This is a genomic window from Rubrivivax soli (assembly GCF_049810355.1).
Taxonomy (GTDB): domain Bacteria; phylum Pseudomonadota; class Gammaproteobacteria; order Burkholderiales; family Burkholderiaceae_C; genus Rubrivivax.
Window position 1 is genome coordinate 834806 of sequence record NZ_CP187368.1, and the last position, 23215, is coordinate 858020.

Here is a 23215-nt window from a genome sequence, read left to right on the forward strand (position 1 = left end):
CGCATGCCCCGTCCGCGTAACCCCTTCGCCGGCGCCACGCCCCCGCTGCCCGACGCCCGCCGCATCTTCGGCCTGTGGTGGCGGCGGCTGTCGCCGTCGCGCCAGGACCGCTTCGCGACGCTGGGGCCGCTGATCTCGGTGCTGCTGTTCCTCGCGGCCATCATCTCGGCCTTCTGGTACCTGCGCAACGAGGAAATCGAGCGGGAGACCGAATCCGTCAAGCGCGACGCCGAGATCACGCAGCAGCAGATCGGCCTGCGGCTGATCCAGAACCAGGAACAGCTGCTGCGCATGGCGCGCGAGCTGATGACGCAGCAGACCGATGCCAACGGCTTCCTCAACCAGGCCGTGGGATTCACGCGCGAGCGGCCCGAGGTGACGCACCTGAGCTGGGTCGGCGCCAACCGCGTGCCCAAGGCCAGCCACTGGGCGCTGCTGTACTCGATCGACGGCAGCAGCGTCGGCGAGGTGGCCGGCCCGTCGCTGCCCGCAGCCGGGCGCGACACCGAGCCCGAGCGCACCTTCCGCGCCGCACGCGCCAGCCGCGGCCCGGTCTACTCGCGCGCCTTCACCGACGCCGGCGGCACGCCCGTGTTCCAGCTGCACATGCCGCTGCTCGACGGCGGGCAGTTCAGCGGCGCCGTGATCGTCGAATACTCGATCGACTCGCTGCTGCGCAACTTCGTGCCTGCCGAGGTGGCGCGCCGCCACATGATCGCCGTGGTCGACGAGCAGCAGAACGTGCTCGCCAGCACCGTGACCGGCATGCCCGGAGCGGCCAGCCGCCGCGCGCCCATCGTCAGCGACGCGCCGCTCACCCCCGCGCTGAACGGCCTGCTGCTGCGCGGCCAGGGCTGGCGCACCAGCATCGGCCTCATCAGCAACACGCTGTTCTGGATGGTGGTGGCGCTGTCGGTGCTGACCGTGTGGATGCTGCTGGGCACCTGGCGCCACATGCGCCGGCGCGCGCAGATCCAGAGCGCGCTGGTGCAGGAGACCAATTTCCGCCGCGCGATGGAGAACAGCATGCCCACCGGCATGCGCGCGATGGACCTGGAAGGGCGCATGACCTACGTCAACGCCGCCTTCTGCCAGATGACCGGCTTCACCGAGCAGGAACTGGTGGGCCGCATGCCGCCCTTCCCCTACTGGCCGCCCGACCGCATCGACGAGAACAGCCGGCTGCTGCAGCAGGAACTGCAGGGCCGCAGCCCGGCCGGCGGCATCGAGGTCAAGGTGATGCGCAAGGACGGCCTGGTCTTCGACGCGCGCATGTACGTCAGCCCGCTGATCGACCCGAAGCGCCAGCAGACGGGCTGGATGACGTCGATGACCAACATCACCGAGGCCAAGCGCATCCGCGACCAGCTCTCGGCCAGCCACGAACGCTTCACCACCGTGCTCGAAGGGCTGGACGCCAGCGTCTCGGTGCTGTCGGTGCAGCAGGGCGAGCTGCTGTTCGTGAACCGCAGCTACCGGCTGTGGTTCGGCGGCGACGCGCGCGGCCACGGCATGCTGGCCGGCGGCGTGACGGGCGCCGAGTTCCAGCCCGAGAGCGACGACGACGTCGACAACCTCTCCGGCCTGCCCACCGAGGAGCTCATGGAGGCCGGCGCGAGCCCGCGCGAGGTGTTCGTCGAATCGCTGCAGAAGTGGTTCGACGTGCGCGCGCGCTACCTGCAGTGGACAGACGGGCGCCTGGCGCAGATGCTGATCGCCACCGACATCACCGCGCGGCTGCGCGCCGAGGAGCAGGCGGCGCTGCAGGCCGAGAAGGCGCAGGTCACGAGCCGGCTGGTGACGATGGGCGAGATGGCGTCGTCGGTGGCGCACGAGCTGAACCAGCCGCTGACGGCCATCACCAACTACTGCAACGGCATGGTCAGCCGCGTGAAGGCCGAGACGATCCAGAAGGACGACCTCGTGGCCGCGCTGCAGAAGACCGCGCGCCAGGCCGAGCGCGCCGGGCAGATCATCCACCGCATCCGCAACTTCGTGAAGCGCAGCGAGCCGCAGCGCCAGAAGGCCGAGGCGCGGCAGATCGTCGACGACGCGGTCGAACTGGCCGGCATCGAGCTGCGCCGGCGCAACGTGGCCATCCACACCTACGTGGCGCAGCGCATGCCCGAGCTGATGGTCGACCCGATCCTGATCGAGCAGGTGGTGCTGAACCTGCTGAAGAACGCGGCCGAGGCCATCGACAACGCACAGCTGCCCAGCTCGCGCCGCCACATCGAGCTGCGCGTGGTGCCGCGGCACACGCCCGAGGAAGGCGGCGTCATCGAGTTCAGCGTCACCGACATGGGGCCGGGGCTGAAGGAAGAGATCATCGGCCGGCTGTACGAGGCCTTCTTCTCGACCAAGGCCGACGGCCTGGGCATCGGGCTGAGCCTGTGCCGCTCGATCATCGAGAGCCACCGCGGCCGGATGCGTGCCCAGAACCTCTACAATGGCACCGCCATCGTCGGCTGCCGGTTTGCCTTCACGCTGCCTGTCGAGCTGCCTCTGCGCAGCGATCCACAGGCCTCTGCGGCCGAGCCGGAAGCAGCTCCCTCCCCGAACCCCACCGTGACCTCCTGAATGAGCCTGATTCCCAAGAAGGGCACCGTCTACGTCGTCGACGACGATGAGGCCGTGCGAGATTCGCTGCAGTGGTTGCTGGAAGGCAAGGACTACCGCGTCAAGTGCTTCGATTCTTCCGAGTCGTTCCTGTCGCGCTTCGATCCGCGCGAGGTGGCCTGCCTGATCGCCGACATCCGCATGGACGGCATGAGCGGGCTGGAGCTGCAGGACCGGCTGCTCGAGCGCAAGAGCCCGCTGCCCATCGTCTTCATCACCGGCCACGGCGACGTGCCGATGGCCGTGACGACGATGAAGAAGGGCGCGATGGACTTCATCGAGAAGCCGTTCAAGGAAGAGGAGTTGCTGGGCCTGGTGGAGCGCATGCTCGACCAGGCGCGCAGCGCCTTCAGCCAGCACCAGGAACAGGCCAGCCGCGACGCCCTGCTCTCGCGCCTGACCACGCGCGAGGCGCAGGTGCTCGAGCGCATCGTCGCCGGCCGCCTGAACAAGCAGATCGCCGACGACCTGGGCATCAGCATCAAGACGGTGGAGGCGCACCGCGCCAACATCATGGAAAAGCTCAACGCCAACACCGTGGCCGATCTGCTGAAGATCGCGCTGGGCGCACAACAGAAGGCCTGAAAGCCTTCTGCCGTGCGCCTGCGGCGCCTGGCATTGGGCTCCCCGAGCCCCCTCCACGAGGGGGCTCCAGCCAGATGGACGAGACTGGATCCGACATGACCGCGCAACTCATCGACGGCGTTGCGCTGTCGAAGACCCTCCGCGCCGAGGCCGCCATGCGCGCCGCGCGCCTGCCGCACCGGCCCGGCCTGGCCGTGATCCTGGTCGGCGACGACCCGGCCAGCGCGGTCTACGTGCGCAACAAGGTCAAGGCCTGTGCCGAAGCCGGCTTCCATTCGGTGCTGGAGCAGTACGACGCGACGCTGTCCGAGGCGGACCTGCTGGCGCGCATCGCGGCGCTGAACACCGACCCCGCGATCCACGGCATCCTGGTGCAGATGCCGCTGCCGCGGCACATCGACCCGCACCAGGTCATCGCCGCCATCAGCACGGCCAAGGACGTGGACGGCTACTCGGTGCTGTCGGCCGGTGAGCTTCTCACCGGTCTGCCCGGCCTGCGCCCCTGCACGCCCTGGGGCTGCATGAAGCTGATCGAGAGCACCGGGATCGACCTGCGCGGCAAGCACGCGGTCGTCATCGGCCGCAGCAACACGGTCGGCAAGCCGATGGCACTGCTGCTGCTGCAGGCCAACGCGACCGTCACCGTGTGCCACAGCGCCACGCCCGACCTGGCCCACCACACGCGGCAGGCCGACGTGGTGGTGGCGGCCGTGGGCCGGCGCAACACGCTCACGGCCGACATGGTCAAGCCGGGTGCAGTCATCATCGACGTCGGCATGAACCGCAACGACGACGGCAAGCTCTGCGGCGACGTCGACACCGCGGCCGTGCAGCAGGTGGCGGGCTGGATCACGCCGGTGCCCGGCGGCGTCGGCCCGATGACGATCACCATGCTGCTGTTGAACACGCTGCAGGCTGCGGAAGCAGCCGCGGCACGGAGCGCACGATGAGCCACGCCACCCCCGACAACCCGCTGCTCGACACCCGCGGCCTGCCGCGCTTCGCCGAGATCCGCCCCGAGCACGTCACGCCTGCGATCGACACGCTGCTGGCCGACGCCGATGCAGCGCTGCAGGCCGCCGTGGGCGACGGCGTTCCTGCCGACTACGACGCGCTGTCGGCGGTGCTCGACGTGGCCGTGGAGCGGCTGCGCCGCGGCTGGGGTGCGGTGGGCCACCTGCAGTCGGTGGTGGACACGCCTGCGCTGCGCGCGGCCTACACCGAGAACCTGCCGCGGGTCACCGAGTTCATGACCCGCCTGGGCGCCGACGAACGCCTGTACGCCAAGTACAAGGCCGTGGCGGCCAGCCCGGCCGCAGCGCGGCTGTCGCCGGCCAAGCGCAAGGCGCTGGCCGACGCGCTGCGCGACTTCGTGCTCGGGGGCGCCGAACTGCAGGGCGCGGCACGCGTGCGCTTCGCGCAGTTGCAGGACCGCATGGCGGCCTTGTCGCAGCAGTTCGGCGAACACGTGCTCGACGCGACCGACGGCTTCGCGCTGTTCGTCGACACCGAAGCGCTCGACGGCGTGCCCGCCGACGTGCTGGCGGCCACGCGTGCTGCGGCCGAAGCCGAGGGCCAGCCCGGCCACAAGCTGACGCTGCATGCGCCGGTCTACCTGCCGGTGCTGCAGTACGCGACCAACCGTGCGCTGCGCGAGCAGCTGTTCCGCGCCCACGTCACGCGCGCCAGCGAATTCGGCCCGCCCGAGCTCGACAACAGCGCGCTGATGCGCGAGCTGGTCGAACTGCGCCAGGAAGAGGCCGCGCTGCTCGGCCACGCCAACTACGCGCAGGTCTCGCTGGTGGCGAAGATGGCCGAGTCGCCCGAGCAGGTGCTGGCCTTCGTGCGCGACCTCGCGCAGCGCGCGCGCCCGCACGCCGAACGCGACCTGGCCGAACTCGAAGCCTTCGCGGCCCGCGAGCTCGGCATGCTCGACCTGCAGGCCTGGGACCGGCCGTTTGCCAGCGAACGCCTCAAGCAGGCGCGCTTCGCCTTCAGCAGCGACGAGGTCAAGCAGTACTTCACCGAGCCGCGAGCGCTGCAGGGCCTGTTCCGGCTGGTCGAGACGCTGTTCGACGTCAGCATCCGTCCCGGCGAGGCCTCGGTCTGGCACGACAGCGTGCGCTACTTCCATGTCGAACGCGGCGGCGAGCCGCTGGCCGGTTTCTTCGTCGACCTGTACGCGCGCAACGGCAAGAGCGGCGGCGCCTGGATGGACGAAGTGCGCGCGCGCTGGGTCCGCCCCGACGGCACCGGGCTGCAACTGCCCGTGGCGCACCTGGTGTGCAACTTCGCGCCGCCGGTGGGCGACCAGCCCGCGCTGCTGACGCACGACGACCTGATCACGCTCTTCCACGAGTTCGGCCACGGCCTGCACCACATGCTGACACGCGTGGACGAGGCGGCGGTTGCCGGCATCTCCGGCGTCGAGTGGGACGCGGCCGAGCTGCCCAGCCAGTTCTTGGAGAACTTCTGCTGGGAATGGGAGGTGCTCTCCACCCTGTCGGCGCACGTGCAGACCGGCGCGCCGCTGCCACGCGCCCTGTTCGACAAGATGGTCGCGGCGCGCAACTTCCAGAGCGGGCTGCAGATGCTGCGCCACTGCGAGTACGCGCTGTTCGACATGCGGCTGCACGCCGAACCCGGCACCGCCTCGCGGGTGCAGGCCATTGCCGACGAAGTGCATGCCGAGATCGCCGTGGCCGCGAAGCCGCCGTTCCAGCGCTTCGCCCACAGCTTCGGCCACATCTTCGACGGCGGTTACGCCGCGGGCTACTACGGCTACGCCTGGGCCGAGGTGCTGTCGGCCGATGCCTTCAGCGCCTTCGAGGAAGCGGGCCTGTTCGACGCCGCCACGGGCCGGCGCTACATGGAGTCGATCCTCGAAGTCGGCGGCAGCCGGCCGGCGCTGGAAAGCTTCATCGCCTTCCGCGGCCGTGCACCGCGCATCGACGCGTTGCTGCGGCACCAAGGCATGGCTTGAGCACCGGCGCGGAACTCGGCTAGATTCCAGCCATGCACACGCCGCACCACCCCCGCGCCGCCCAGAACCCCGCCCGCTGGCTGGCCGCAGCCGCGCTGGCCCTGGCGGCCACACCGGCACTGGCGCTGTACAAGGTGGTCGGGCCCGACGGCAGCATCACCTACACCGACCGGCCGCCCGTGGCCACCACCAACAAGGTCACGCCGCTCAGCCGCAGCGGCACGGCCACCGCCGCGACCGAGACCGGCCTGCCCTTCGACCTGCGCCAGGTGGCCACGCGCTACCCGGTGACGCTGTACACCGCGGCCGACTGCCCGCCCTGCGACAGCGGCCGGCTGCTGCTGCAGCAGCGCGGCGTGCCGTTCACCGAGAAGCGCGTCGCCAGCGACGACGACACCGCGGCGCTCGAGCGCGCGGTCGGCGGCCGCACCGTGCCGTCGCTGACCATCGGCCGCCAGGTGCTGCGCGGCCTGTCGCAGGCGGAGTGGACGGCCTTCCTGGACGTGGCCGGCTACCCGAAGGAATCACGCCTGCCCGCCAGCTACCAGGCGCCCGCGGCCACGCCGCTGGTCGAGCGCACGACGGCACAGCGCCCGCCGCGCGCCGCCGAGCCGGCCGCAGCGCCGGCGCCCGCAGCGGAGCCCGAGGCCGAACCCGGCGCGGCGCCGCAGCCCGACATCAAGTTCTGACGCGGCTCAGGCCTGGGGCACACCCAGGCGGCGCGCCAGCCAGGCCCCCGAGCCCACGGCCGCCCCCACCACCCAGAACAGCACCGCCGCGCCGACCACCGTGCCGGCGGCGCCGAACAGCAGCGGCATCAGCGTGCTCGACGCGTTGATCGACATCGAGCGGAACGCCAGCGCCTCGCCGTGGCGCTGGTCGGGCGTGATGTGGTGCAGCGTCGACATGATCATCGGCTGCACGCAGCCCAGCGTGAGGCCGAGCGCCAGCGCGCACAGCGCCATCCACCCCGGCGTGGGCGCCAGCGGGTACAGCGCGAACACCACGGCCGTGCCCAGCATCGCCCCGCCCACCACCTGCGCCTCGCGCAGCCGGTGCGCCAGCAGCGGGATCAGCAGCCGCACCCCGGTGACCGAGAGCGTGAACGCGCCGAGGATGAGGCCGATGGTCGAGGCGCTGAAGCCCTTGTCGTGGCCCAGGATGGGCACGGCGAAGCTGTGCACGTCCCAGCACATCGACAGCAGCCAGTTCACCAGCAGCAGCCGGCGCATGCCGGGTGCGGCCAGCAGGTCCCACGCCGTGCCGCGCGGTCGCGCGGCCACCGCCGGTGGCGGCGGCTGCACCGGCACGCTGCGCGCCGACCACAGCGTGGCCAGCGGCAGCAGCAGCAGCAGGCCGTAGCCCGCGGCAAAGCCGGCGGCGTCGATGACGAAGCCCACCGACACCGGACCGACCACGTTCGAGAACGACGGCGCGATGCCCAGCCAGCTGAAGATGCGCACGCGCTCGGTGGCGTCGCGCGCGGCCAGCGCGGCGCTGCGCTGGATCGTCAGCATGCCCATGTTGGCACCCGAGCCGGTGAGCGTGGCCGCCAGGCACAGCAGCACGAAGTGCGGCACGCCGGCGATGAACGTGGACAGCACCGCCAGCGCCATGCCGCTGATGGTGAGCGCCGCGGCGATGCGCACCGGCCGGTGGTAGCCGTGGCGGTCGGCCAGGCGGCCGGCATGCAAGGCCAGCACCACCGGCGCGGCGGCGAACAGCGCCAGCAGCAGGCCCACGGCCCAGGCGCTGTAGCCCTCGCGCAGCGCCTGCAGCGGCGCGGCCATGCGCAGGCCGGCCATCGCCGAGTGCAGGCCCAGCTGCCCGGCGATCAAGGCCACCAGCACACGGCCCTCGCGGGCTTGCTCAGCCATCGGCCGCGTCCTCGCGGCCGGGCAGCAGCTGCAGCGCACGGGCCTCGGGCAGCGCTTCCACACCCTTGAGCTGCCGCGCCATCGCGCGCGTGCGCACCTCGGCGGCGTCGATGCTGCTGCTGGCCTCGTCGAGCTTCTTCTTGGTCTTCGCCAGCACCTCGCCGAAGCGGCCGAACTCGGTCTTCACCGCGCCCAGCACGTCCCAGACCTCGGCGCTGCGCTGCTCGAGCGCCAGCGTGCGAAAGCCCATCTGCAGGCTGGTCAGCGTGGCCAGCAGCGTGGTCGGGCCGGCGAGCATCACCTTGTGCTCGCGCTGCAGCGCCTCCAGCAGACCAGGCCGGCGCAGCGCCTCGGCGTACAGGCCTTCGGTCGGCACGAAGAGGATGCCGAAATCGGTGGTGTGCGGCGGCGCAACGTACTTCTCGCGGATGCTGCGTGCCTCCAGCCGCAACCGGGTTTCGATGGCACGCGACGCCGCCTCGGCCGCCGGCGCGTCGGCGCGGTCCTGTGCGTCGAGCAGGCGCTCGTAGTCCTCGCGCGGGAACTTGGCGTCGATGGGCAGCCACAGCGGCGCGCCGTCCTGGCGCTGGCCCGGCAGGCGCAGCGCGAACTCCACGCGCTCGCTGCTGCCCGGCACCGTGGCGACGTGGGTGGCGTACTGCTCGGGCGTGAACACCTGCTCCAGCAGGCCGGCCAGCTGCACCTCGCCGTAGATGCCGCGCGTCTTCACGTTGCTCAGCACGCGGTGCAGCGCGCCGACGTCGCGCGCCAGCACCTGCATCTCGCCCAGGCCCTTGTGCACCTGCTCCAGCCGGTCGGCCACCTGCTTGAAGCTCTCGCCCAGGCGTTGTTCCAGCGTGGCGTGCAGCTTCTCGTCGACCGTGGCGCGCATCTGGTCGAGCTTCTGCTCGTTGCCGACCTGCAGCGCCAGCAGGCGGCGCTCGGTGGCCTCGGCCAGCTGCCGCAGCTGTTCGTTCTGCGTGCGCGCCTGCTCGCCGCTGTGCGCCAGCAGCAAGCGCTGGAAATTGGCCAGGTCGTCACGCCCGGCCTGCCCCTGGCGCCCGAGCTCGTCGCGCAGTTCGGCCTCGAGCCGCTGCAGCGCAGCGTCATCGGGGCGCCGCAGCGCGATCCACACCAGCAGCAGCAGACACAGCGCCAGCAGCGCCGGGACCAACCAATCGGGCATGCGCGATTGTGTCAGCGCCGTCCGGCCAGCACCTCGGGGTTGATCGGCGTCGGCGGCGTGCCGCCGGTCAGTGCGGCGATCAGGTTGTCGGCCGCCAGCTCGGCCATCGCGCGCCGCGTCGCGACCGTGGCGCTGGCGATGTGCGGCGTCAGCACGACGTTGGGCAGCGTTAGAAGCTCCGGGTGCACGGCCGGCTCGCCTTCGAACACGTCCAGGCCCGCGGCGGCGATGCGCCGCTCGCGCAGCGCCGCGGCCAGCGCCGCGTCGTCGACGATGCCGCCGCGCGCCACGTTGGTCAGCGTGGCCGTGGGCTGCATCTGCGCCAGTTCGGCCGCGCCGATGGCGTGGTGGCTGCTGGCCGAATACGGCAGCACCAGCACCAGGTGGTCGGCTTCGCGCAGCAGCGTGGCCTTGTCGACGTAGCGGGCGCCGATCGGCGCTTCCTGCTCGGCCGGCAGGCGGCTGCGGTTGTGGTAGATCACGCGCATGCCGAAGCCCAGGGCGCCGCGGCGTGCAATGGCCTGCCCGATGCGGCCCATGCCCAGGATGCCCAGCGTCGCGCCGTGCACGTCGCTGCCGGTGAACATGTCGTAGGCCCAGCGCGTCCACTCGCCGCGGCGCAGGAAGTGTTCGCTCTCGGCCATGCGGCGCGCGGTGGCCATCATCAGCGCGAAGCCGAAGTCGGCCGTGGTCTCGGTCAGCACGTCGGGCGTGTTGGTGGCCAGCACGCCGGCCGCGGTGCAGGCGGCGATGTCGAAGTTGTTGTAGCCCACGGCCATGTTGGCCACCACGCGCAGCTGCGGGTTGGCGGCCAGCACCTCGGCGTCGATGCGCTCACTGCCGGTGGTGAAGGCGCCGGCCTTGCCGCGCAGCCGCTCGATCAGCTGCGCCTTCGTGTAGATGGTGTCGTCGGGGTTGTGCTCGACGTCGAAGTGCTGGCGCAGGCGCTCCACCGTCTCGGGGAAGACGGCGCGGGCGACCAGGATGGCGGGTTGGGCGGGCATGTCAGACGAAGAAGATGAAGGTCATCAGGGCGAACAGCGGCAGCAGGATGGCACCGCTCCACAGCATGTAGCCGAAGAAGCTGGGCATGGCGACGCCGCGGTCCTCGGCGATGGCCTTGACCATGAAGTTCGGTGCGTTGCCGATGTAGGTGTTGGCGCCCATGAACACCGAACCGGCCGAGATGGCGGCCAGCGTGCCGGCCAGCGTGGTCATCAGCACCGCGGGGTCGCCACCGGCGAGGTTGAAGAACACCAGGTAGGTGGGCGCGTTGTCGAGGAAGCTGCTGAGCACGCCGCTGAACCAGAAGTAGGCCCAGGGCAGCGGCTGGCCATCGGGCCCGGTGACCGCGCGGGTGACGGCGGCGAAGGCGCCCTGCTCGCCTGCCTTCAGCATCGCCAGCACCGGGATCATCGTCAGGAAGATGCCGATGAAGAGCTTGGCCACCTCCTGCATCGGCGCCCAGGAGAACTGGTTCTTCTCGCGCACGCCCTTGGGCGTGATCGCCAGCGAGACGAAGGTCACGCCCACCAGCAGCACGTCGCGCACGATCTGCTGCAGTTCCACCGGCGTGCCAAAGACGTCGAACACGACGCCCGGCTTCCAGGTGCCGCTCATCAGCACCAGCGCCACCACCGCGGCCAGCGGCAGGAAGTTGACGGCGCCTTCCAGGCCCAGCCGCGGCGTGTCGGGCGTGGGGTCGACCGGCATCACGCCTTCGCGGCGGTAGTACCAGCTGTCGATGACGTAGAAGATGGCCAGCAGCGCACCCAGCAGCAGCAGCGTCTCGGGGAAGATGTGCTTCAGGGTCCAGAAGAAGTCCACGCCTTTCAGGAAGCCCAGGAACAGCGGCGGGTCGCCCAGCGGCGTCAGCGAGCCGCCGGCGTTGCTGACGGTGAAGATGAAGAACACGACGACATGCGCCACGTGCTTGCGGTTGTCGTTGGCGCGGATCAGCGGCCGGATCAGCAGCATCGACGCACCCGTGGTCCCCATCAGGCTGGCGAGCACCGAGCCCACGGCCATGATGGCGACGTTGGTGGCCGGGCTGCCGTGGATGTTGCCGCGCACGAAGATGCCGCCGGCCGCGGTGTACAGCGCCACCAGCAGCACGATGAACGGGATGTACTCGGCCAGCAGGGCATGCACCAGCGCGCCGCCGGCCACGCCGGGGCCGAAGACGACGGCGAACGGCAGCAGGAAGGCCACAGCCCAGCCTGCGGTGATCTTGCCGAAGTGGTGGTGCCAGACCTGCGTGGCCAGCAGCGGCATCAGCGCGATGCACAGCAGCACGCCGGCGAACGGGATGCCCCACCACGCCGACAGCGCGGCGCCGTCGATGTCGGCGGCACCAGCCCACGCGGGCAGCAGCAGGGACGCGGCAGCGAGGCCGCGGCGGATCGCCAGGGACATGGTCACTCCAGGAAACGTGTGAAGGCGGCGGCGGGCTCGCGTGTGGTGACCAGCGTGTTCTCGACCGCTGCCGGATCGGCGTGGCCCAGCGCCATGCCGCACACCACGGTCTCGCCGGCCGGCAGCGCCAGCTGTTCCGCGATGAGGCGGTGGAACTGCGTGAACGCCGCCTGCGGGCAGGTGTCGAGGCCGCGCCCGCGCGCGGCGACCATGATGTTCTGCAGGAACATGCCGTAGTCGAGCCAGCTGCCCTGCTGCAGGATGCGGTCGATGGTGAAGATCAACCCGACCGGCGCGTCGAAGAAGTCGTAGTTGCGCGCGTGCTGCAGGTGCATGCGTGCCTTGTCGGTCTTGGCGATGCCGAGCAGCCCGTACAGGTCCCAGCCGACCTTGCGGCGGCGGTCGATGTAGGGCGAGACCCACTCGGTGGGGTAGTAGTTGTAGGCCTCGGTGTGGCGCGCGCGCTCGACCGGATCGTCGTACGCGGCGCGGATCGCCGCCGACAGCCGCTGCTTGGCGCCGCCGGTCAGCACGGTCACCTTCCAGGGCTGGGTGTTGGTGCCCGAGGGCGCACGCGCAGCCACGTCCAGGATCTGCAGCACGGTCTCGCGCGGCACGGGCGTGGGCAGGAAGGCGCGCATCGAGTGGCGCGAGGTGATCGCGGCGTCGACCGCAGCGGTGGTCTCGGGAGTGATGGTCATGGGGTCGTGGGCCGGGCGGGGTCAGGCGGGGTCGCGCAGGGATTGCAGCGCGGCGAGCAAGGGGGCCGGCAGCGGTGCCGGGCGGCGGCTGGCGCGGTCGACGTAGACATGCACGAAGTGCCCTGCCGCCGCGGTGGCAGGCGCGCCGGCGGCGAACAGGCCGACCTCGTAGCGCACGCTGGAGGCGCCGACGTGCGCCACGCGCAGGCCGGCTTCGACCAGCTGCGGAAACTCCAGTGGCGCGAAGTAGTTGCAGTGCGTCTCGACCACCAGGCCGATGACGGCGCCGTGGTGGATGTCCAGCGCGCCGGCCTCGATGAGATACCGGTTCACCGCGGTGTCGAAGAAGCTGTAGTAGACGACGTTGTTGACGTGGCCGTAGGCGTCGTTGTCCATCCAGCGCGTGTGGATCGGGCTGAAGTGGCGGTAGTGGCTGCGGGGCCGGGCCTCGGGGCGGCGGGGGCTGTCGCTCATGGCGGTGATTCTGCCGCCCGCCGCAGCCAGCTCGCGTACGCAATCTCCAGGGTGCGGCGCTGCACGTCGACCGTGGTCGCCAGGTCGCGCCCGTAGCCGCCGGCCATCGACAACGCCACCGGGATGCGGCGCGCCTGCAGCGCCGCGAGCACGCGGCGGTCGCGCTCGGCCAGGCCCGCGCTGCTGATCTTCAGCCGGCCCAGGCGGTCGTTCTCGTGCGGGTCGGCACCCGCCAGATAGAAGGCCAGCCCCGGCGGGCCGTCCGCGTGGCGCGCGAAGGCCTGCTCCAGGGCAACGTCGAGCGCCTGCAGGTAGGGCGCGTCGGTGCAGCCGTCGGGCAGCTCGACGTCGAGGTCGCTGGCTTCCTTGCGGAACGGGAAGTTCTTCGCGCCGTGCAGCGACAGCGTGAAGACCGTGGGGTCGTCGGCGAAGATCGACGCCGTGCCGTTGCCCTGGTGCACGTCGAGGTCGATCACCAGCACGCGCAGCAGCCGGCGGTGGCGGCGGTTCCACTCGGCCTGCATCAGGCGCGCCGCCACGGCCACGTCGTTGAAGACGCAGTAGCCCGAGCCCTTGTGCGCGTAGGCGTGGTGCGTGCCACCGGCCAGGTTGGCTGCCACGTGCTCGCCGTCGAACAGCGCCGTGCGCGCGGCAGCGACGGTCGCCCCCACCGAGCGCCGCGCACGCTCGACCATGCGCTCGCTCCAGGGGAAGCCGATCTCGCGCTGCTGGGCGGCACTGGTGGTGCCCTGCACGACGGCAGTGATCCAGGCGGGGTCGTGCGCCAGCGCCAGCTCGCCGTCGCTGGCGGGCGGGGCTTCGGTCACGCGCACGCCGGGCAGGCTGGATTCCGCGGCCTCGCGCAACAGCCGGTACTTCGTCATCGGAAAGCTGTGGCCGGCAGGCAGCGGCAGCACGAAGTGGTCGGAGTGGAAGGCGCGCATCGCGGCGCATTCTAGGAAGATGGCCCTACTTTGCTGCGCCGCAACAAAAAACGCTTGCAATGGTGGCCGTGCTGCCTATACTTCACCCATGCTGCAGTGCAACAAAAGTGCTGCAACCCGGAGAAATCCCCGTCCTGCACCCTGCCCCTCCTTGGAGAACTGCACCATGAACTTCACCGCTGAACAAGTCGTCGCCGCCCACAAGGCCAACCTCGAAACCCTCTTCGGCCTGACCAACAAGGCCTTCGAAGGCGTCGAGAAGCTGGTCGAGCTGAACCTGCAAGTGGCGCGCACCACGCTGGGCGAAGCCGCCCAGACCACGCAAGCCGCGCTGTCGGTCAAGGACGCGCAGGAACTGCTGGCCCTGCAGGCCAGCCTGCTGCAACCGGCCGCCGAGAAGGCCGCTGCCTACAGCCGCCACGTGTACGACATCATGGCCGGCACCAGCGCCGAAGTGACGAAGGTCGCCGAAGCCACCGTCGCCGACACCCAGAAGAAGGTGCTGTCGGTCGTCGACAACGCCGTCAAGAACGCCCCGGCCGGCACCGAGAACGCCGTCGCGCTGGTGAAGTCGGCCGTCGCCGCCGCCAACAACGCCTACGAGAGCGTGCACAAGGCTGCCAAGCAGGCCGCCGAAGTCGCCGAAGCCAACTTCCAGGCCGTGACCTCCACCGCCGTGAAGGCGACGCAAGCCGCTGGCAAGACCGCCAAGCGCGCTGCCTGATTCCAGCCGCTCAGGGACTGTCGAGAGTGCAGGCGCACCATGCGCCTGCTGCACGGCCCGGTCGCAAGACCGGGCCGTTTGTCGTTGTGGGGCTGCGGCGCGGGCGGGGTGGCGCTCAGCGCGTCAGCGCCGCGATGCGCACGCGCAGCGCCTGCAGCGCAGCCTGCGCCGCGTCGCGCCCGGCCTGGATCGCGCGCCTGCGTGCCGTGAAGTCGGCGCTGCCCACACCGACCAGCGATGGCCGCATCACGATGTCGGCCTCGCGCAGTTCGAAGCTGTTGATGCTGCGACCCATGATGGCGAAGGTCTGCAGCAGCATCTTCATCACGTCGCCGGTGGCGGCGCCGTCGGGCGGCGTGGAGATGTCGACCGCGATCACGAGGTCGGCCCCCATCTGCCGCGCAAAGCGCACCGGCACCGGCGACACCAGGCCGCCGTCGACGTACTCGCGCGCGCCGATCAGCACCGGCTGGAACACCGCCGGCACCGCGCTGGAGGCGCGCACCGCGGTGCCGGTGTCCCCGCGCTGGAACAGCACCGGCGCGCCGTTGTCCAGGTCGGTGGCGACGATGCCCAGCGGCAGCCGCATCTGTTCGATGGTGCGGCCGCCAGTCTGTTCGCGCACGTAGCGCGCCAGCGCCTCGCCGCGGATCAGCCCGCGCGTCGGGAAGGCCCAGTCGGTGATGGCGCCTTCGTCCATGGCCAGCGCCAGGGCGGCCATCTCGCGCCCGTTCTTGCCCGACGCGTACAGCGCAGCGACCAGGCTGCCTGCCGACGTGCCGGCCACCAGCGCCGGCTGGATGCCCTGCTCTTCCAGGACCTGGATGACCCCGATGTGCGCGAAGCCGCGTGCCGCGCCGCCGCCCAGCGCCAGCCCGATGCGTGGCGGCCGCGGTGGCGGCTTGGGCACCGCGATCGGCGGCTCGGTGATGGGCGGTGCCGGTGGCTCGGCGGGGGTCTCGGGCAGCACCGGCACGGCCGGCGGTGCGGGGGGCACGGTCTGACAGGCCGTGAGCAGCACGACGGTCAGCGCCCAGAAGAGTCTTGACATGCGGCAGATTGTAGGAAGCAGCACTTCAGATCAATAAGGAATAAACAAGCTACTTCTCTGTAGTTTTCAACCATAAGACGGCTCTCTACAGTCCAACCCTCAGCAAACGCCTGCCCACCATGTACCGCTACTCCGACTTCGACCGCCAGTTCGTGCACGCCCGTGCCGCGCAGTTCCGCGACCAGCTGCAGCGCAACCTGGCCGGCGAGCTGTCTGCGGACGACTTCAAGGCGCTGCGGCTGCAGAACGGCTGGTACATCCAGCGCCACGCGCCGATGCTGCGCGTGGCCGTGCCCTACGGCGAACTGGCCAGCCGCCAGCTGCGGCAGCTGGCGAAGATCGCCCGCGAGCTCGACCTGCAGGATGCCGGCCTGCCCACCGAGCGCGGCGGTTTCGGGCACTTCACCACACGCCAGAACCTGCAGTTCAACTGGATCCCGCTGGCGCGCGCCGCCGACGCGATGGACCTGCTGGCCGCTGTCGACATGCACGGCATCCAGACCAGCGGCAACTGCATCCGCAACATCACCACCGACGCGCTGGCCGGCATCGCGCCCGACGAAGCCATTGACCCGCGCCCCTACTGCGAGATCCTGCGCCAGTGGAGCACGCTGCACCCGGAATTCGCGTTCCTGCCGCGCAAGTTCAAGATCGCCGTCAGCGGCGCGCGTGAAGACCGCGCCGCAACCGCCTGGCATGACATCGGCCTGCACCTCGTGCACGACGCCGCCGGCGCCGTGGGCTTCCGCGTGCTGGTGGGCGGCGGCATGGGCCGCACGCCGGTGATCGCCACCGAGTTCAGCGCCTTCGTGCCGTGGCAGCAGATCCTCGTCTACATCGAGGCCGTGGTGCGTGTGTACAACCTGCACGGCCGGCGCGACAACGCCTACAAGGCGCGCATCAAGATCCTGGTGAAGGCCGAAGGCCAGAAGTTCGTCGACGACGTGAACCGCGAGTTCGCGGCGCTGCTGGCCGAAGGCAACCCGCAGCACCTGATCCCGCAGGCCGAGTTCGACCGCGTCGCCGCCTACTTCACGCCCGCGCCCGGCCCGCTGCCGGCCGCTGCCGCCACGCCGCCGACCGACGCGCCGCGCGCCTACACGCGCTGGCTGGAGCGCAACGTGCACGCGCACAAGCTGCCGGGCTACCGCGCGGTGACGCTGTCGCTCAAGCGCGCCGGCCTGCCGCCGGGCGACGTCACGGCCGACCAGATGGAGCGTGCGGCCGAGCTGGCCGAGCACTTCAGCGCCGGCGAACTGCGTGTCACGCACGACCAGAACCTGCTGCTGCCCTGGGTGCCCGAATCGCAGCTGCACGCGTTGTGGCTGGCCGCGCGCGAAGACGGCTTCGCCACGCCCAACATCGGCCTGCTCACCGACATGATCGCCTGCCCCGGCGGCGATCTGTGCGACCTGGCCAATGCCCGCTCGATCCCCGTGGCCGCGGCCATCACCGAGCGCTTCGACGACCTCGACGTTCTGCACGACATCGGCGACATCGACCTGCACATCAGCGGCTGCATCAACAGCTGCGGCCACCACCACAGCGGCCACATCGGCATCCTCGGCGTCGACAAGGACGGCAGCGAGTGGTACCAGGTCACCGTGGCCGGCTCCGACGGCAGCACGCTCAGCGGCGCGCCGGTGGCGGGCAAGGTGATCGGCCCGTCGTTCGCGGCCGACGAGGTGCCCGACGTGCTGGAAGCCGTGATCGACACCTACCGCCGCGAACGCCACAGCGGCGAGCACTTCATCGACACCGCGCGCCGCATCGGCCCGCTGCCGTTCCGCGCCGCGGCCGACGCCGTGCGCCGCACCACGGCCAGCCACGCCGCGGCCACCGCCTGAAGTAGACCCCCGCCATGCAATTCGTCTCCACCGACCACCCCGCTCCCGCCGACGCCCTGGTGCTGGCCAACACCGACGACGTGCTCGCCCAGGCCGCCGCCGTGCACGCCGCGTCCGTGGTGGTGCTGCAGTTCCCGAAGTGGACCGACGGCCGCGCCTATTCGCAGGCCGTGCTGCTGCGCGGCCGGCTGCGCTACACCGGCGAGATCCGCGCCACCGGCGACGTCGTCGTCGACATGCTGCCGCTGCTGCGCCGCTGCGGCTTCGACGCCGTGCAGCTGCGCGCCGACCAGAACCCCGAGACCGCCCTGCGCACGCTGGGCTTCATTCCCGCGCACTACCAGGGCGACATCACGGGCAACCGCCCGGTCTTCGCCCGGCAGGCCGCCTGAACACCGGACGTCGAGCACCCCCATGTCGGCCATCACCCTGCACGCCAAGAAGACCCGCGGCTTCGACGCCCGCGTGGCGCACGCCGTCGCGCTGCTGCGCGAGGCCGCCGAAGACCACGGCGGCCGCATCGTGCAGGCGTCCAGCCTGGGCGTCGAAGGCATGGTGCTCACGGACATGATCGCCCGCCACCAGCTGCCGATCACCGTGGCCACGCTGGACACCGGCCGCCTGCACGCCGAGACGCTGGCGCTGATCCCGCGCATCGAGCAGCGCTACGGTCTGCAGGTGCAGGTGTACGCACCGCGCCAGGAACAGGTGCTGCACTTCGTGCGCCGCCACGGCGAGAACGCCATGTTCGAGAGCGTGGATCTGCGCAAGGCCTGCTGCGACGTGCGCAAGGTCGAGCCGATGCGCCGCCTGCTCGAAGGCCGCAGCGCCTGGGTGACCGGCCTGCGCCGCGAACAAAGCGACACCCGCGCCAACGTGCCGTTCTTCGAGATCGACGCCGACGGCCGCGAGAAGTTCTACCCGCTCGCCGACTGGAGCGAGGCCGACGTCTGGCAGTACGTGCAGCAGCACGACGTGCCCTACAACGCACTGCACGACCAGTTCTTCCCCAGCATCGGCTGCGCGCCCTGCACACGCGCCGTGTCGCTCGGCGAAGACCACCGCGCCGGCCGCTGGTGGTGGGAACAGGATGGCGCGGCCAAGGAATGCGGCCTGCACATGCGCCCCGCGGCACAACCCGAAGCCCTGACCGCCTGATGGGCCGGGTGGTCTTCATCGGCGCCGGCCCGGGCGCCGCCGACCTCATCACCGTGCGCGGCGCGCAGCGTCTGGCGCAGGCCGACGTGGTGCTGTTCGATGCGCTGACCGATCCCGCGCTGCGCCAGTACGCGCCGCAGGCGCGCTGGATCGACGTCGGCAAGCGCGGGTTCTGCGACAGCACCGGGCAGGCCACCATCGACGCCATGCTGGTGCGTTTCGCGCAGCAGCACGCGGTCGTCGTGCGACTGAAGGGCGGCGACCCCAGCATCTTCGGGCGCCTGGAAGAAGAACTGCAGGCGTTGGCTGCGCATGGCATCGCTTGCGAAGTGGTGCCGGGCGTCACCGCGGCCATCGCGGCAGCCGCTGCCACGCAGCGCCCGCTGACCCGCCGCGGCGCGGGCCGCAGCGTGGCCCTGACCACGGCCATGACGCGCGAAGGCCAGTTGCAGGCCGGCCGCAGTGCCGACACCGAGGTCTTCTACATGGCCGGCCGCCAGCTGGCCAGGCTGGGCCGGCAATTGCGGCAGGCCGGCTGGGCGCACGACACGCCCGTCAACGTGGTCTCTCGCGCCGGCTGGCCCGACCAGCTCTCCAGCGACCACCTGCTGGCCGACCTGGCCGCCGCCGCCGTGCTGCACGCCGGCCGACCCACCGTGGTCGTGGTCGGCGCCGGTGCCGCGCCGCTGCCGGCGGCAATCACCCCTGCGCCAGCGCAAGCCGCGAGCCCGCAGCTCGCGTCATAAAATCAGTGTCCCCCACGCGCAGCGCCGCCGATGTCGGCCGCTGCCGCGCCGACTGTTCCAACCGAGCCCACCATGACTCACGTCGTTCTCGAATCGTGCATCCGCTGCAAGTACACCGATTGCGTGGACGTCTGTCCCGTCGACTGCTTCCGTGAAGGCCCGAACTTCCTGACGATCGACCCCGACGAGTGCATCGACTGCGCCGTCTGCATCCCCGAGTGCCCGGTGAACGCCATCCTGCCCGAGGAAGACGTGCCCACCGAGCAGCTGCACTTCATCAAGCTCAACGCCGAGCTCTCGCGCAAGTGGCCCAGCATCACCAAGCGCAAGGCCCCGCTGCCCGACGCCGACGAGTGGAAGGACCGCAAGGACAAGCTCGGCGAACTCAAGCGCTGAGGCCGGCACCATGAACGCCGGCACCAACCCTGCGATCACCGACGTTGCGCAGGCGCACGCCGGACCGATCGAGACCGACGCCGTCATCGTCGGGGCCGGGCCGGTGGGCCTGTTCCAGGTGTTCGAGCTGGGGCTGCTGGAGATCAAGGCCCACGTCGTCGATTCTCTGGGCTATCCCGGCGGCCAGTGCGTGGAGCTCTACCCCGACAAGCCGATCTACGACATCCCGGCCGTGCCCGTGTGCACGGGCCAGCAACTCACCGACAGCCTGCTGCGCCAGATCGAACCCTTCGGCGCCACCTTCCACTTCGGCCAGGAAGTGACCGAGGTCGCCAGGCGCGACGACGGCCGCTTCGACGTCGCCACCAGCAAGGGCACGCGGTTCGTCAGCAAGACGGTGTTCATCGCCGGCGGCGTGGGTTCGTTCCAGCCGCGCACGCTGAAGGTCGACGGCATCGAGGCCTTCCACGAGCGCCAGCTGTTCTACCGCGTGAAGAACCCGGCGCAGTTCGCCGGCAAGAACCTCGTCATCGTCGGCGGCGGCGACTCGGCGCTCGACTGGGCCCTGAACTTCGTGGCCGACGGCCCGCACAAGGCCGAGAGCGTGATCCTGCTGCACCGGCGCGACGCCTTCCGCGCCGCGCCGGCGAACGTCGCGAAGATGAAGGCGCTGTGCGACGCCTACGAGATGCAGTTCATCGTCGGCCAGATCACCGGCTTCGAGACCGACGGCGAGCGGCTCGCGCGCATCAAGGTCACCGGCGCCGACGCCGTGACGCGTGTGGTGCCGCTGGACGTGCTGCTGGTGTTCTTCGGCCTGAGCCCGAAGCTCGGCCCCATCGCCGACTGGGGCCTGGGCCTGGACCGCAAGCAGATCGTCGTCGACACCGAAAAGTTCGAGACCACGGTGCCCGGCATCTTCGCGGTCGGCGACATCAACACCTACCCGGGCAAGAAGAAGCTGATCCTGTCCGGCTTCCACGAGGCGGCGCTGGCCGCCTTCGGTGCCAGCCCGTACGTGTTCCCGGACAAGAAGGTGCTGCTGCAGTACACCACCACGAGCCCGAAGCTGCACAAGGTGCTGGGCGTGGAATCGCCTGTGTTCGATTGACGCTATAGTCCTGCCCGGTCGCGGCGCACGCTGCGGCCACTTCGCTAGGGGTGTTGACCCGGTGCAAACCGGGTCGACTGAGAAAGACCCTTTGAACCTGATCGAGGTAATGCTCGCGCAGGGAAGCAGTCTCTCGGGACCCGGCCTGCTCGCGGCCGCCTTGCACCGTCCCATCGGCTTGCAGCCCTGCCATCGCTTTCAAGGCACACGATGGCTCGTCTTCCACACCACACCTTCCTCGCGCTCGCGGCTGCCGCTGCGTGCACACCGCTCACGGCGCAGACCGTGACCGCGGTGGAAACCATCACCGTCACCGGCCGCAGCGCTGCCAACAGCGCCAGCGTCACCGGCTTCGGTGACGTGCCGCTGTCGCGCACGCCCTTGTCGGCCACGGTGATCACGGCCGCACAGTTGCAGGACGCCGGCATCGCCGGCCTGGCCGACATCACGCGTCTCGACGCCGGCACCACCGACGCCTACAACGCGCCCGGCTACTGGGGCCAGGTGGCCGTGCGCGGCTTCACGCTGGACAACCGCTTCAACTACCGCCGCGACGGCCTGCCCATCAACGCCGAGACCGTGCTGCCCACCGGCAACAAGGCCGCACTGGAGCTGATGAAGGGCGCCAGCGGCATCCAGGCCGGCACCAGTGCCCCGGGCGGCCTGCTGAACCTGGTGGTCAAGAGGCCGACGGCACAACCGCGCCGCGCGCTGCAGGTGGACTGGGTCGAGCCCGGCACGGTCGGAGTCGCCGTCGACCTGGGCGACCGCGCCGGCACGGACAGCGCATTCGGCTGGCGCCTGAACGCCGCCGCGCGGCGCCTGGACCCGTCGCTGCGTGACAGCCGCGGCGAGTCGCACCTGCTGGCCGGCGCGGTGGAGTGGCGCCTGGGACAGGCCGGTCTGCTCGAAGCGGAGCTCGAACACAGCCGGCAGAGCCAGCCCAGCACTCCCGGCTTCAGCCTGCTCGGCAACACCCTGCCCGACGCCGATGCCATCGACCCGCGCATCAACCTCAACAACCAGGCCTGGTCGCTGCCGGTGGTGCTGCGCGGCGACACCGGCTCGCTGCGCTACACGCACGCGCTCGGCGACGACCTGCAGGCCACGGCCCACCTGATGCAGCAGACGCTGCGCAGCGACGACCGCATCGCGTTTCCCTTCGGCTGCAGCGCCGAGAACGACTACACGCGCTACTGCAGCGACGGCAGCTTCGACTTCTACGATTTCCGCAGCGACGGCGAACGCCGCACCAGCCGCGCAGCGGACCTGAGCCTCGCCGGCAGGCACACACTGGCCGGCCTGCAGCACAGCTGGCGCGTGGGCGTGCTGGGCACCTCCTACACCGCGCGCTACCAGCGCCAGGCCTACAACTACGTGGGCACGGGCACGATCGATGGCATGGCCACCGTGCCGCCCGACCCGGCGCTGACCGACGAGAACACGCAGCGCGACGAGCGCAGCACCGAGTGGCACGTGCAGGACGTGGTGCAGCTCGCACCGGCCTGGCAGCTGTGGGCGGGTCTGCGCCATACCCGGCTGGAGCGCGACAGCGTGCGCACCGACGGCAGCCGCCCCACCAGCTACGACCAGGCCGTCACGACCCCGTGGCTCGCGCTGGCCTGGCAGTTCGACCCGCAACTCATGGGCTACGCCAGCTGGGGCGAAGGCGCCGAATCGGAGGTGGCACCGAACCGGGCGCGCTACAGCAACGCCGGCCAGGCGCTGCCGACGCTGAAGAGCCGGCAGTGGGAGGCCGGCATCAAGCACCGCAGCGACCGCATGGCCTGGCAGCTGGCGTGGTTCGACACGCAGCGCCCGCAGTGGAGCGACATCCAGGACAGCACGGGCCTGCCCACGGACGACTGCAGCGACGCCGAGCCATGCACGCGCCGCGCCGACGGCCGCGTGCGCCATGCCGGCCTGGAAGCAGAAGCCGAATGGGGCGCAGGGCCGTGGAGCCTGCGCGCCAGCGCGCTGGTGCTGCGCGCGCGCCGCGAGGCCGGGGCCGATGCCGCGCGCAACGGCCTGCGGCCGACCAACGTGCCCGAGCGCAGCCTGAAGATGCAGGCGGTCTACAACGTGAGCGCCCTGCCCGGCCTGGCGCTGCTGGCCTTCGCCAGCCACGAGGGCCGGCGTGCGGTGCTGCCCGACAACAGCATCGCCACACCGGGCTGGACCCGCGTCGACCTGGGTCTGCGCCAGGCCCAGCAGTGGAGCGGCGCCAACCTGGTGTGGCGCCTGGGCGTCGACAACGTCTTCGACACGCGCGCCTGGAAGGAGGCGCCCTACCAGTTCGGCCACGCCTACTTGTACCCGCTGGCCCCGCGCACCTGGCATGCTTCACTGAACATTTCGCTGTGACGCTGGTGACAACGCCAGGAAACCCAGGTTATAC

At 70.8% G+C, this 23215-nt stretch carries 21 protein-coding genes and 1 riboswitch; of the genes, 13 read left to right on the plus strand and 8 right to left on the minus strand.

Translation table 11 applies throughout. The features are described from left to right. Positions 1 to 3: 3 nt before the first annotated feature. From ACPOLB_RS03605 to ACPOLB_RS03625, 5 genes are all read left to right on the plus strand, one after another. Complete coding sequence (locus ACPOLB_RS03605; RefSeq protein ID WP_425259937.1) at positions 4 to 2580, plus strand: PAS domain S-box protein; 2577 nt, start codon at positions 4 to 6, stop codon at positions 2578 to 2580. Next, positions 2581 to 3204, plus strand: coding sequence for a response regulator transcription factor (locus tag ACPOLB_RS03610; RefSeq protein ID WP_425259938.1), 624 nt, complete (start codon positions 2581 to 2583; stop codon positions 3202 to 3204). It abuts the gene before it with no gap. Between the two features lie 95 nt (positions 3205 to 3299). After that, positions 3300 to 4154: a bifunctional methylenetetrahydrofolate dehydrogenase/methenyltetrahydrofolate cyclohydrolase FolD gene (gene folD / locus ACPOLB_RS03615; RefSeq protein WP_425259939.1), complete on the plus strand. Its 855-nt coding sequence runs from the start codon at positions 3300 to 3302 to the stop codon at positions 4152 to 4154. After that, positions 4151 to 6187: a M3 family metallopeptidase gene (locus tag ACPOLB_RS03620; protein WP_425259940.1), complete on the plus strand. Its 2037-nt coding sequence runs from the start codon at positions 4151 to 4153 to the stop codon at positions 6185 to 6187. Before folD ends, ACPOLB_RS03620 begins: the two co-directional genes overlap by 4 nt. Positions 6188 to 6219: 32 nt before the next feature. Then, the gene (locus tag ACPOLB_RS03625) at positions 6220 to 6876 is read left to right on the plus strand and encodes a glutaredoxin family protein (RefSeq protein ID WP_425259941.1); all 657 of its coding nucleotides are present in this window, start codon (positions 6220 to 6222) and stop codon (positions 6874 to 6876) included. 6 nt (positions 6877 to 6882) lie between these two features. Here ACPOLB_RS03625 and ACPOLB_RS03630 read toward each other — a convergent pair whose 3' ends face one another. The 7 genes from ACPOLB_RS03630 to ACPOLB_RS03660 are packed head-to-tail and all read right to left on the minus strand — an operon-like array spanning position 6883 to position 13784. Further along, on the minus strand, positions 6883 to 8064 hold the full coding sequence (locus tag ACPOLB_RS03630; protein WP_425259942.1) for an MFS transporter: 1182 nt from the start codon (positions 8062 to 8064) through the stop codon (positions 6883 to 6885). After that, the gene (locus ACPOLB_RS03635; RefSeq protein WP_425259943.1) at positions 8057 to 9250 is read right to left on the minus strand and encodes a DNA recombination protein RmuC; all 1194 of its coding nucleotides are present in this window, start codon (positions 9248 to 9250) and stop codon (positions 8057 to 8059) included. Before ACPOLB_RS03635 ends, ACPOLB_RS03630 begins: the two co-directional genes overlap by 8 nt. Positions 9251 to 9261: 11 nt before the next feature. Then, positions 9262 to 10254: a 2-hydroxyacid dehydrogenase gene (locus ACPOLB_RS03640; protein ID WP_425259944.1), complete on the minus strand. Its 993-nt coding sequence runs from the start codon at positions 10252 to 10254 to the stop codon at positions 9262 to 9264. 1 nt (position 10255) lies between these two features. Beyond that, a complete protein-coding gene (locus tag ACPOLB_RS03645; RefSeq protein WP_425259945.1) occupies positions 10256 to 11665 on the minus strand; it encodes a sodium:proton antiporter in 1410 nt (469 codons plus the stop codon). Positions 11666 to 11667: 2 nt separating this feature from the next. Further along, the gene (locus ACPOLB_RS03650; protein ID WP_425259946.1) at positions 11668 to 12366 is read right to left on the minus strand and encodes a nitroreductase; all 699 of its coding nucleotides are present in this window, start codon (positions 12364 to 12366) and stop codon (positions 11668 to 11670) included. A gap of 21 nt (positions 12367 to 12387) precedes the next feature. After that, complete coding sequence (locus tag ACPOLB_RS03655) at positions 12388 to 12840, minus strand: acyl-CoA thioesterase (protein ID WP_425259947.1); 453 nt, start codon at positions 12838 to 12840, stop codon at positions 12388 to 12390. After that, positions 12837 to 13784: a histone deacetylase family protein gene (locus ACPOLB_RS03660; RefSeq protein WP_425259948.1), complete on the minus strand. Its 948-nt coding sequence runs from the start codon at positions 13782 to 13784 to the stop codon at positions 12837 to 12839. The genes ACPOLB_RS03655 and ACPOLB_RS03660 overlap by 4 nt, the downstream gene beginning before the upstream one ends. 166 nt (positions 13785 to 13950) lie before the next feature. Here ACPOLB_RS03660 and ACPOLB_RS03665 point away from each other — a divergent pair, with 166 nt between their 5' ends. Then, positions 13951 to 14508 (plus strand): phasin family protein, encoded by a 558-nt coding sequence (locus ACPOLB_RS03665; protein ID WP_425259949.1) that lies wholly within the window; start codon positions 13951 to 13953, stop codon positions 14506 to 14508. A 115-nt stretch (positions 14509 to 14623) separates the two neighbouring features. Here ACPOLB_RS03665 and ACPOLB_RS03670 read toward each other — a convergent pair whose 3' ends face one another. After that, positions 14624 to 15559 carry a patatin-like phospholipase family protein gene (locus ACPOLB_RS03670; RefSeq protein ID WP_425259950.1) on the minus strand — a complete coding sequence of 312 codons (936 nt, stop codon included), beginning with the start codon at positions 15557 to 15559 and terminating at the stop codon, positions 14624 to 14626. A gap of 119 nt (positions 15560 to 15678) precedes the next feature. Here ACPOLB_RS03670 and ACPOLB_RS03675 point away from each other — a divergent pair, with 119 nt between their 5' ends. The 7 genes from ACPOLB_RS03675 (at position 15679) to ACPOLB_RS03705 (ending at position 23181) form a co-directional block, all read left to right on the plus strand. Then, on the plus strand, positions 15679 to 17406 hold the full coding sequence (locus ACPOLB_RS03675; protein ID WP_425259951.1) for a nitrite/sulfite reductase: 1728 nt from the start codon (positions 15679 to 15681) through the stop codon (positions 17404 to 17406). 14 nt (positions 17407 to 17420) lie between these two features. Beyond that, the gene (locus tag ACPOLB_RS03680; protein ID WP_425259952.1) at positions 17421 to 17798 is read left to right on the plus strand and encodes a DUF934 domain-containing protein; all 378 of its coding nucleotides are present in this window, start codon (positions 17421 to 17423) and stop codon (positions 17796 to 17798) included. 22 nt (positions 17799 to 17820) lie between these two features. Next, positions 17821 to 18564: a phosphoadenylyl-sulfate reductase gene (locus ACPOLB_RS03685; protein ID WP_425259953.1), complete on the plus strand. Its 744-nt coding sequence runs from the start codon at positions 17821 to 17823 to the stop codon at positions 18562 to 18564. Then, positions 18564 to 19310 carry a uroporphyrinogen-III C-methyltransferase gene (cobA, locus tag ACPOLB_RS03690; protein ID WP_425259954.1) on the plus strand — a complete coding sequence of 249 codons (747 nt, stop codon included), beginning with the start codon at positions 18564 to 18566 and terminating at the stop codon, positions 19308 to 19310. The genes ACPOLB_RS03685 and cobA overlap by 1 nt, the downstream gene beginning before the upstream one ends. Before the next feature lie 72 nt (positions 19311 to 19382). Next, the gene (fdxA, locus tag ACPOLB_RS03695) at positions 19383 to 19706 is read left to right on the plus strand and encodes a ferredoxin FdxA (protein ID WP_425259955.1); all 324 of its coding nucleotides are present in this window, start codon (positions 19383 to 19385) and stop codon (positions 19704 to 19706) included. A gap of 10 nt (positions 19707 to 19716) precedes the next feature. Beyond that, complete coding sequence (locus ACPOLB_RS03700) at positions 19717 to 20817, plus strand: NAD(P)/FAD-dependent oxidoreductase (RefSeq protein ID WP_425259956.1); 1101 nt, start codon at positions 19717 to 19719, stop codon at positions 20815 to 20817. A 36-nt stretch (positions 20818 to 20853) separates the two neighbouring features. Then, positions 20854 to 20958, plus strand: a riboswitch (TPP riboswitch). 69 nt (positions 20959 to 21027) lie between these two features. After that, entirely contained in the window at positions 21028 to 23181 is a 2154-nt protein-coding gene (locus ACPOLB_RS03705; RefSeq protein ID WP_425259957.1) for a TonB-dependent siderophore receptor, read from the plus strand. The last annotated feature ends 34 nt before the right edge of the window (positions 23182 to 23215 follow it).

What these genes read in the sequence shown, in the direction of transcription:
- ACPOLB_RS03605 (WP_425259937.1), top strand. Translation starts at nt 4, where the DNA reads ATGCCCCGTCCGCGTAACCCCTTCGCCGGCGCCACGCCCCCGCTGCCC.
- ACPOLB_RS03610 (WP_425259938.1), top strand. Translation starts at nt 2,581, where the DNA reads ATGAGCCTGATTCCCAAGAAGGGCACCGTCTACGTCGTCGACGACGAT.
- folD (WP_425259939.1), top strand. Translation starts at nt 3,300, where the DNA reads ATGACCGCGCAACTCATCGACGGCGTTGCGCTGTCGAAGACCCTCCGC.
- ACPOLB_RS03620 (WP_425259940.1), top strand. Translation starts at nt 4,151, where the DNA reads ATGAGCCACGCCACCCCCGACAACCCGCTGCTCGACACCCGCGGCCTG.
- ACPOLB_RS03625 (WP_425259941.1), top strand. Translation starts at nt 6,220, where the DNA reads ATGCACACGCCGCACCACCCCCGCGCCGCCCAGAACCCCGCCCGCTGG.
- ACPOLB_RS03630 (WP_425259942.1), bottom strand. Translation starts at nt 8,064, where the DNA reads ATGGCTGAGCAAGCCCGCGAGGGCCGTGTGCTGGTGGCCTTGATCGCC.
- ACPOLB_RS03635 (WP_425259943.1), bottom strand. Translation starts at nt 9,250, where the DNA reads ATGCCCGATTGGTTGGTCCCGGCGCTGCTGGCGCTGTGTCTGCTGCTG.
- ACPOLB_RS03640 (WP_425259944.1), bottom strand. Translation starts at nt 10,254, where the DNA reads ATGCCCGCCCAACCCGCCATCCTGGTCGCCCGCGCCGTCTTCCCCGAG.
- ACPOLB_RS03645 (WP_425259945.1), bottom strand. Translation starts at nt 11,665, where the DNA reads ATGTCCCTGGCGATCCGCCGCGGCCTCGCTGCCGCGTCCCTGCTGCTG.
- ACPOLB_RS03650 (WP_425259946.1), bottom strand. Translation starts at nt 12,366, where the DNA reads ATGACCATCACTCCCGAGACCACCGCTGCGGTCGACGCCGCGATCACC.
- ACPOLB_RS03655 (WP_425259947.1), bottom strand. Translation starts at nt 12,840, where the DNA reads ATGAGCGACAGCCCCCGCCGCCCCGAGGCCCGGCCCCGCAGCCACTAC.
- ACPOLB_RS03660 (WP_425259948.1), bottom strand. Translation starts at nt 13,784, where the DNA reads ATGCGCGCCTTCCACTCCGACCACTTCGTGCTGCCGCTGCCTGCCGGC.
- ACPOLB_RS03665 (WP_425259949.1), top strand. Translation starts at nt 13,951, where the DNA reads ATGAACTTCACCGCTGAACAAGTCGTCGCCGCCCACAAGGCCAACCTC.
- ACPOLB_RS03670 (WP_425259950.1), bottom strand. Translation starts at nt 15,559, where the DNA reads ATGTCAAGACTCTTCTGGGCGCTGACCGTCGTGCTGCTCACGGCCTGT.
- ACPOLB_RS03675 (WP_425259951.1), top strand. Translation starts at nt 15,679, where the DNA reads ATGTACCGCTACTCCGACTTCGACCGCCAGTTCGTGCACGCCCGTGCC.
- ACPOLB_RS03680 (WP_425259952.1), top strand. Translation starts at nt 17,421, where the DNA reads ATGCAATTCGTCTCCACCGACCACCCCGCTCCCGCCGACGCCCTGGTG.
- ACPOLB_RS03685 (WP_425259953.1), top strand. Translation starts at nt 17,821, where the DNA reads ATGTCGGCCATCACCCTGCACGCCAAGAAGACCCGCGGCTTCGACGCC.
- cobA (WP_425259954.1), top strand. Translation starts at nt 18,564, where the DNA reads ATGGGCCGGGTGGTCTTCATCGGCGCCGGCCCGGGCGCCGCCGACCTC.
- fdxA (WP_425259955.1), top strand. Translation starts at nt 19,383, where the DNA reads ATGACTCACGTCGTTCTCGAATCGTGCATCCGCTGCAAGTACACCGAT.
- ACPOLB_RS03700 (WP_425259956.1), top strand. Translation starts at nt 19,717, where the DNA reads ATGAACGCCGGCACCAACCCTGCGATCACCGACGTTGCGCAGGCGCAC.
- ACPOLB_RS03705 (WP_425259957.1), top strand. Translation starts at nt 21,028, where the DNA reads ATGGCTCGTCTTCCACACCACACCTTCCTCGCGCTCGCGGCTGCCGCT.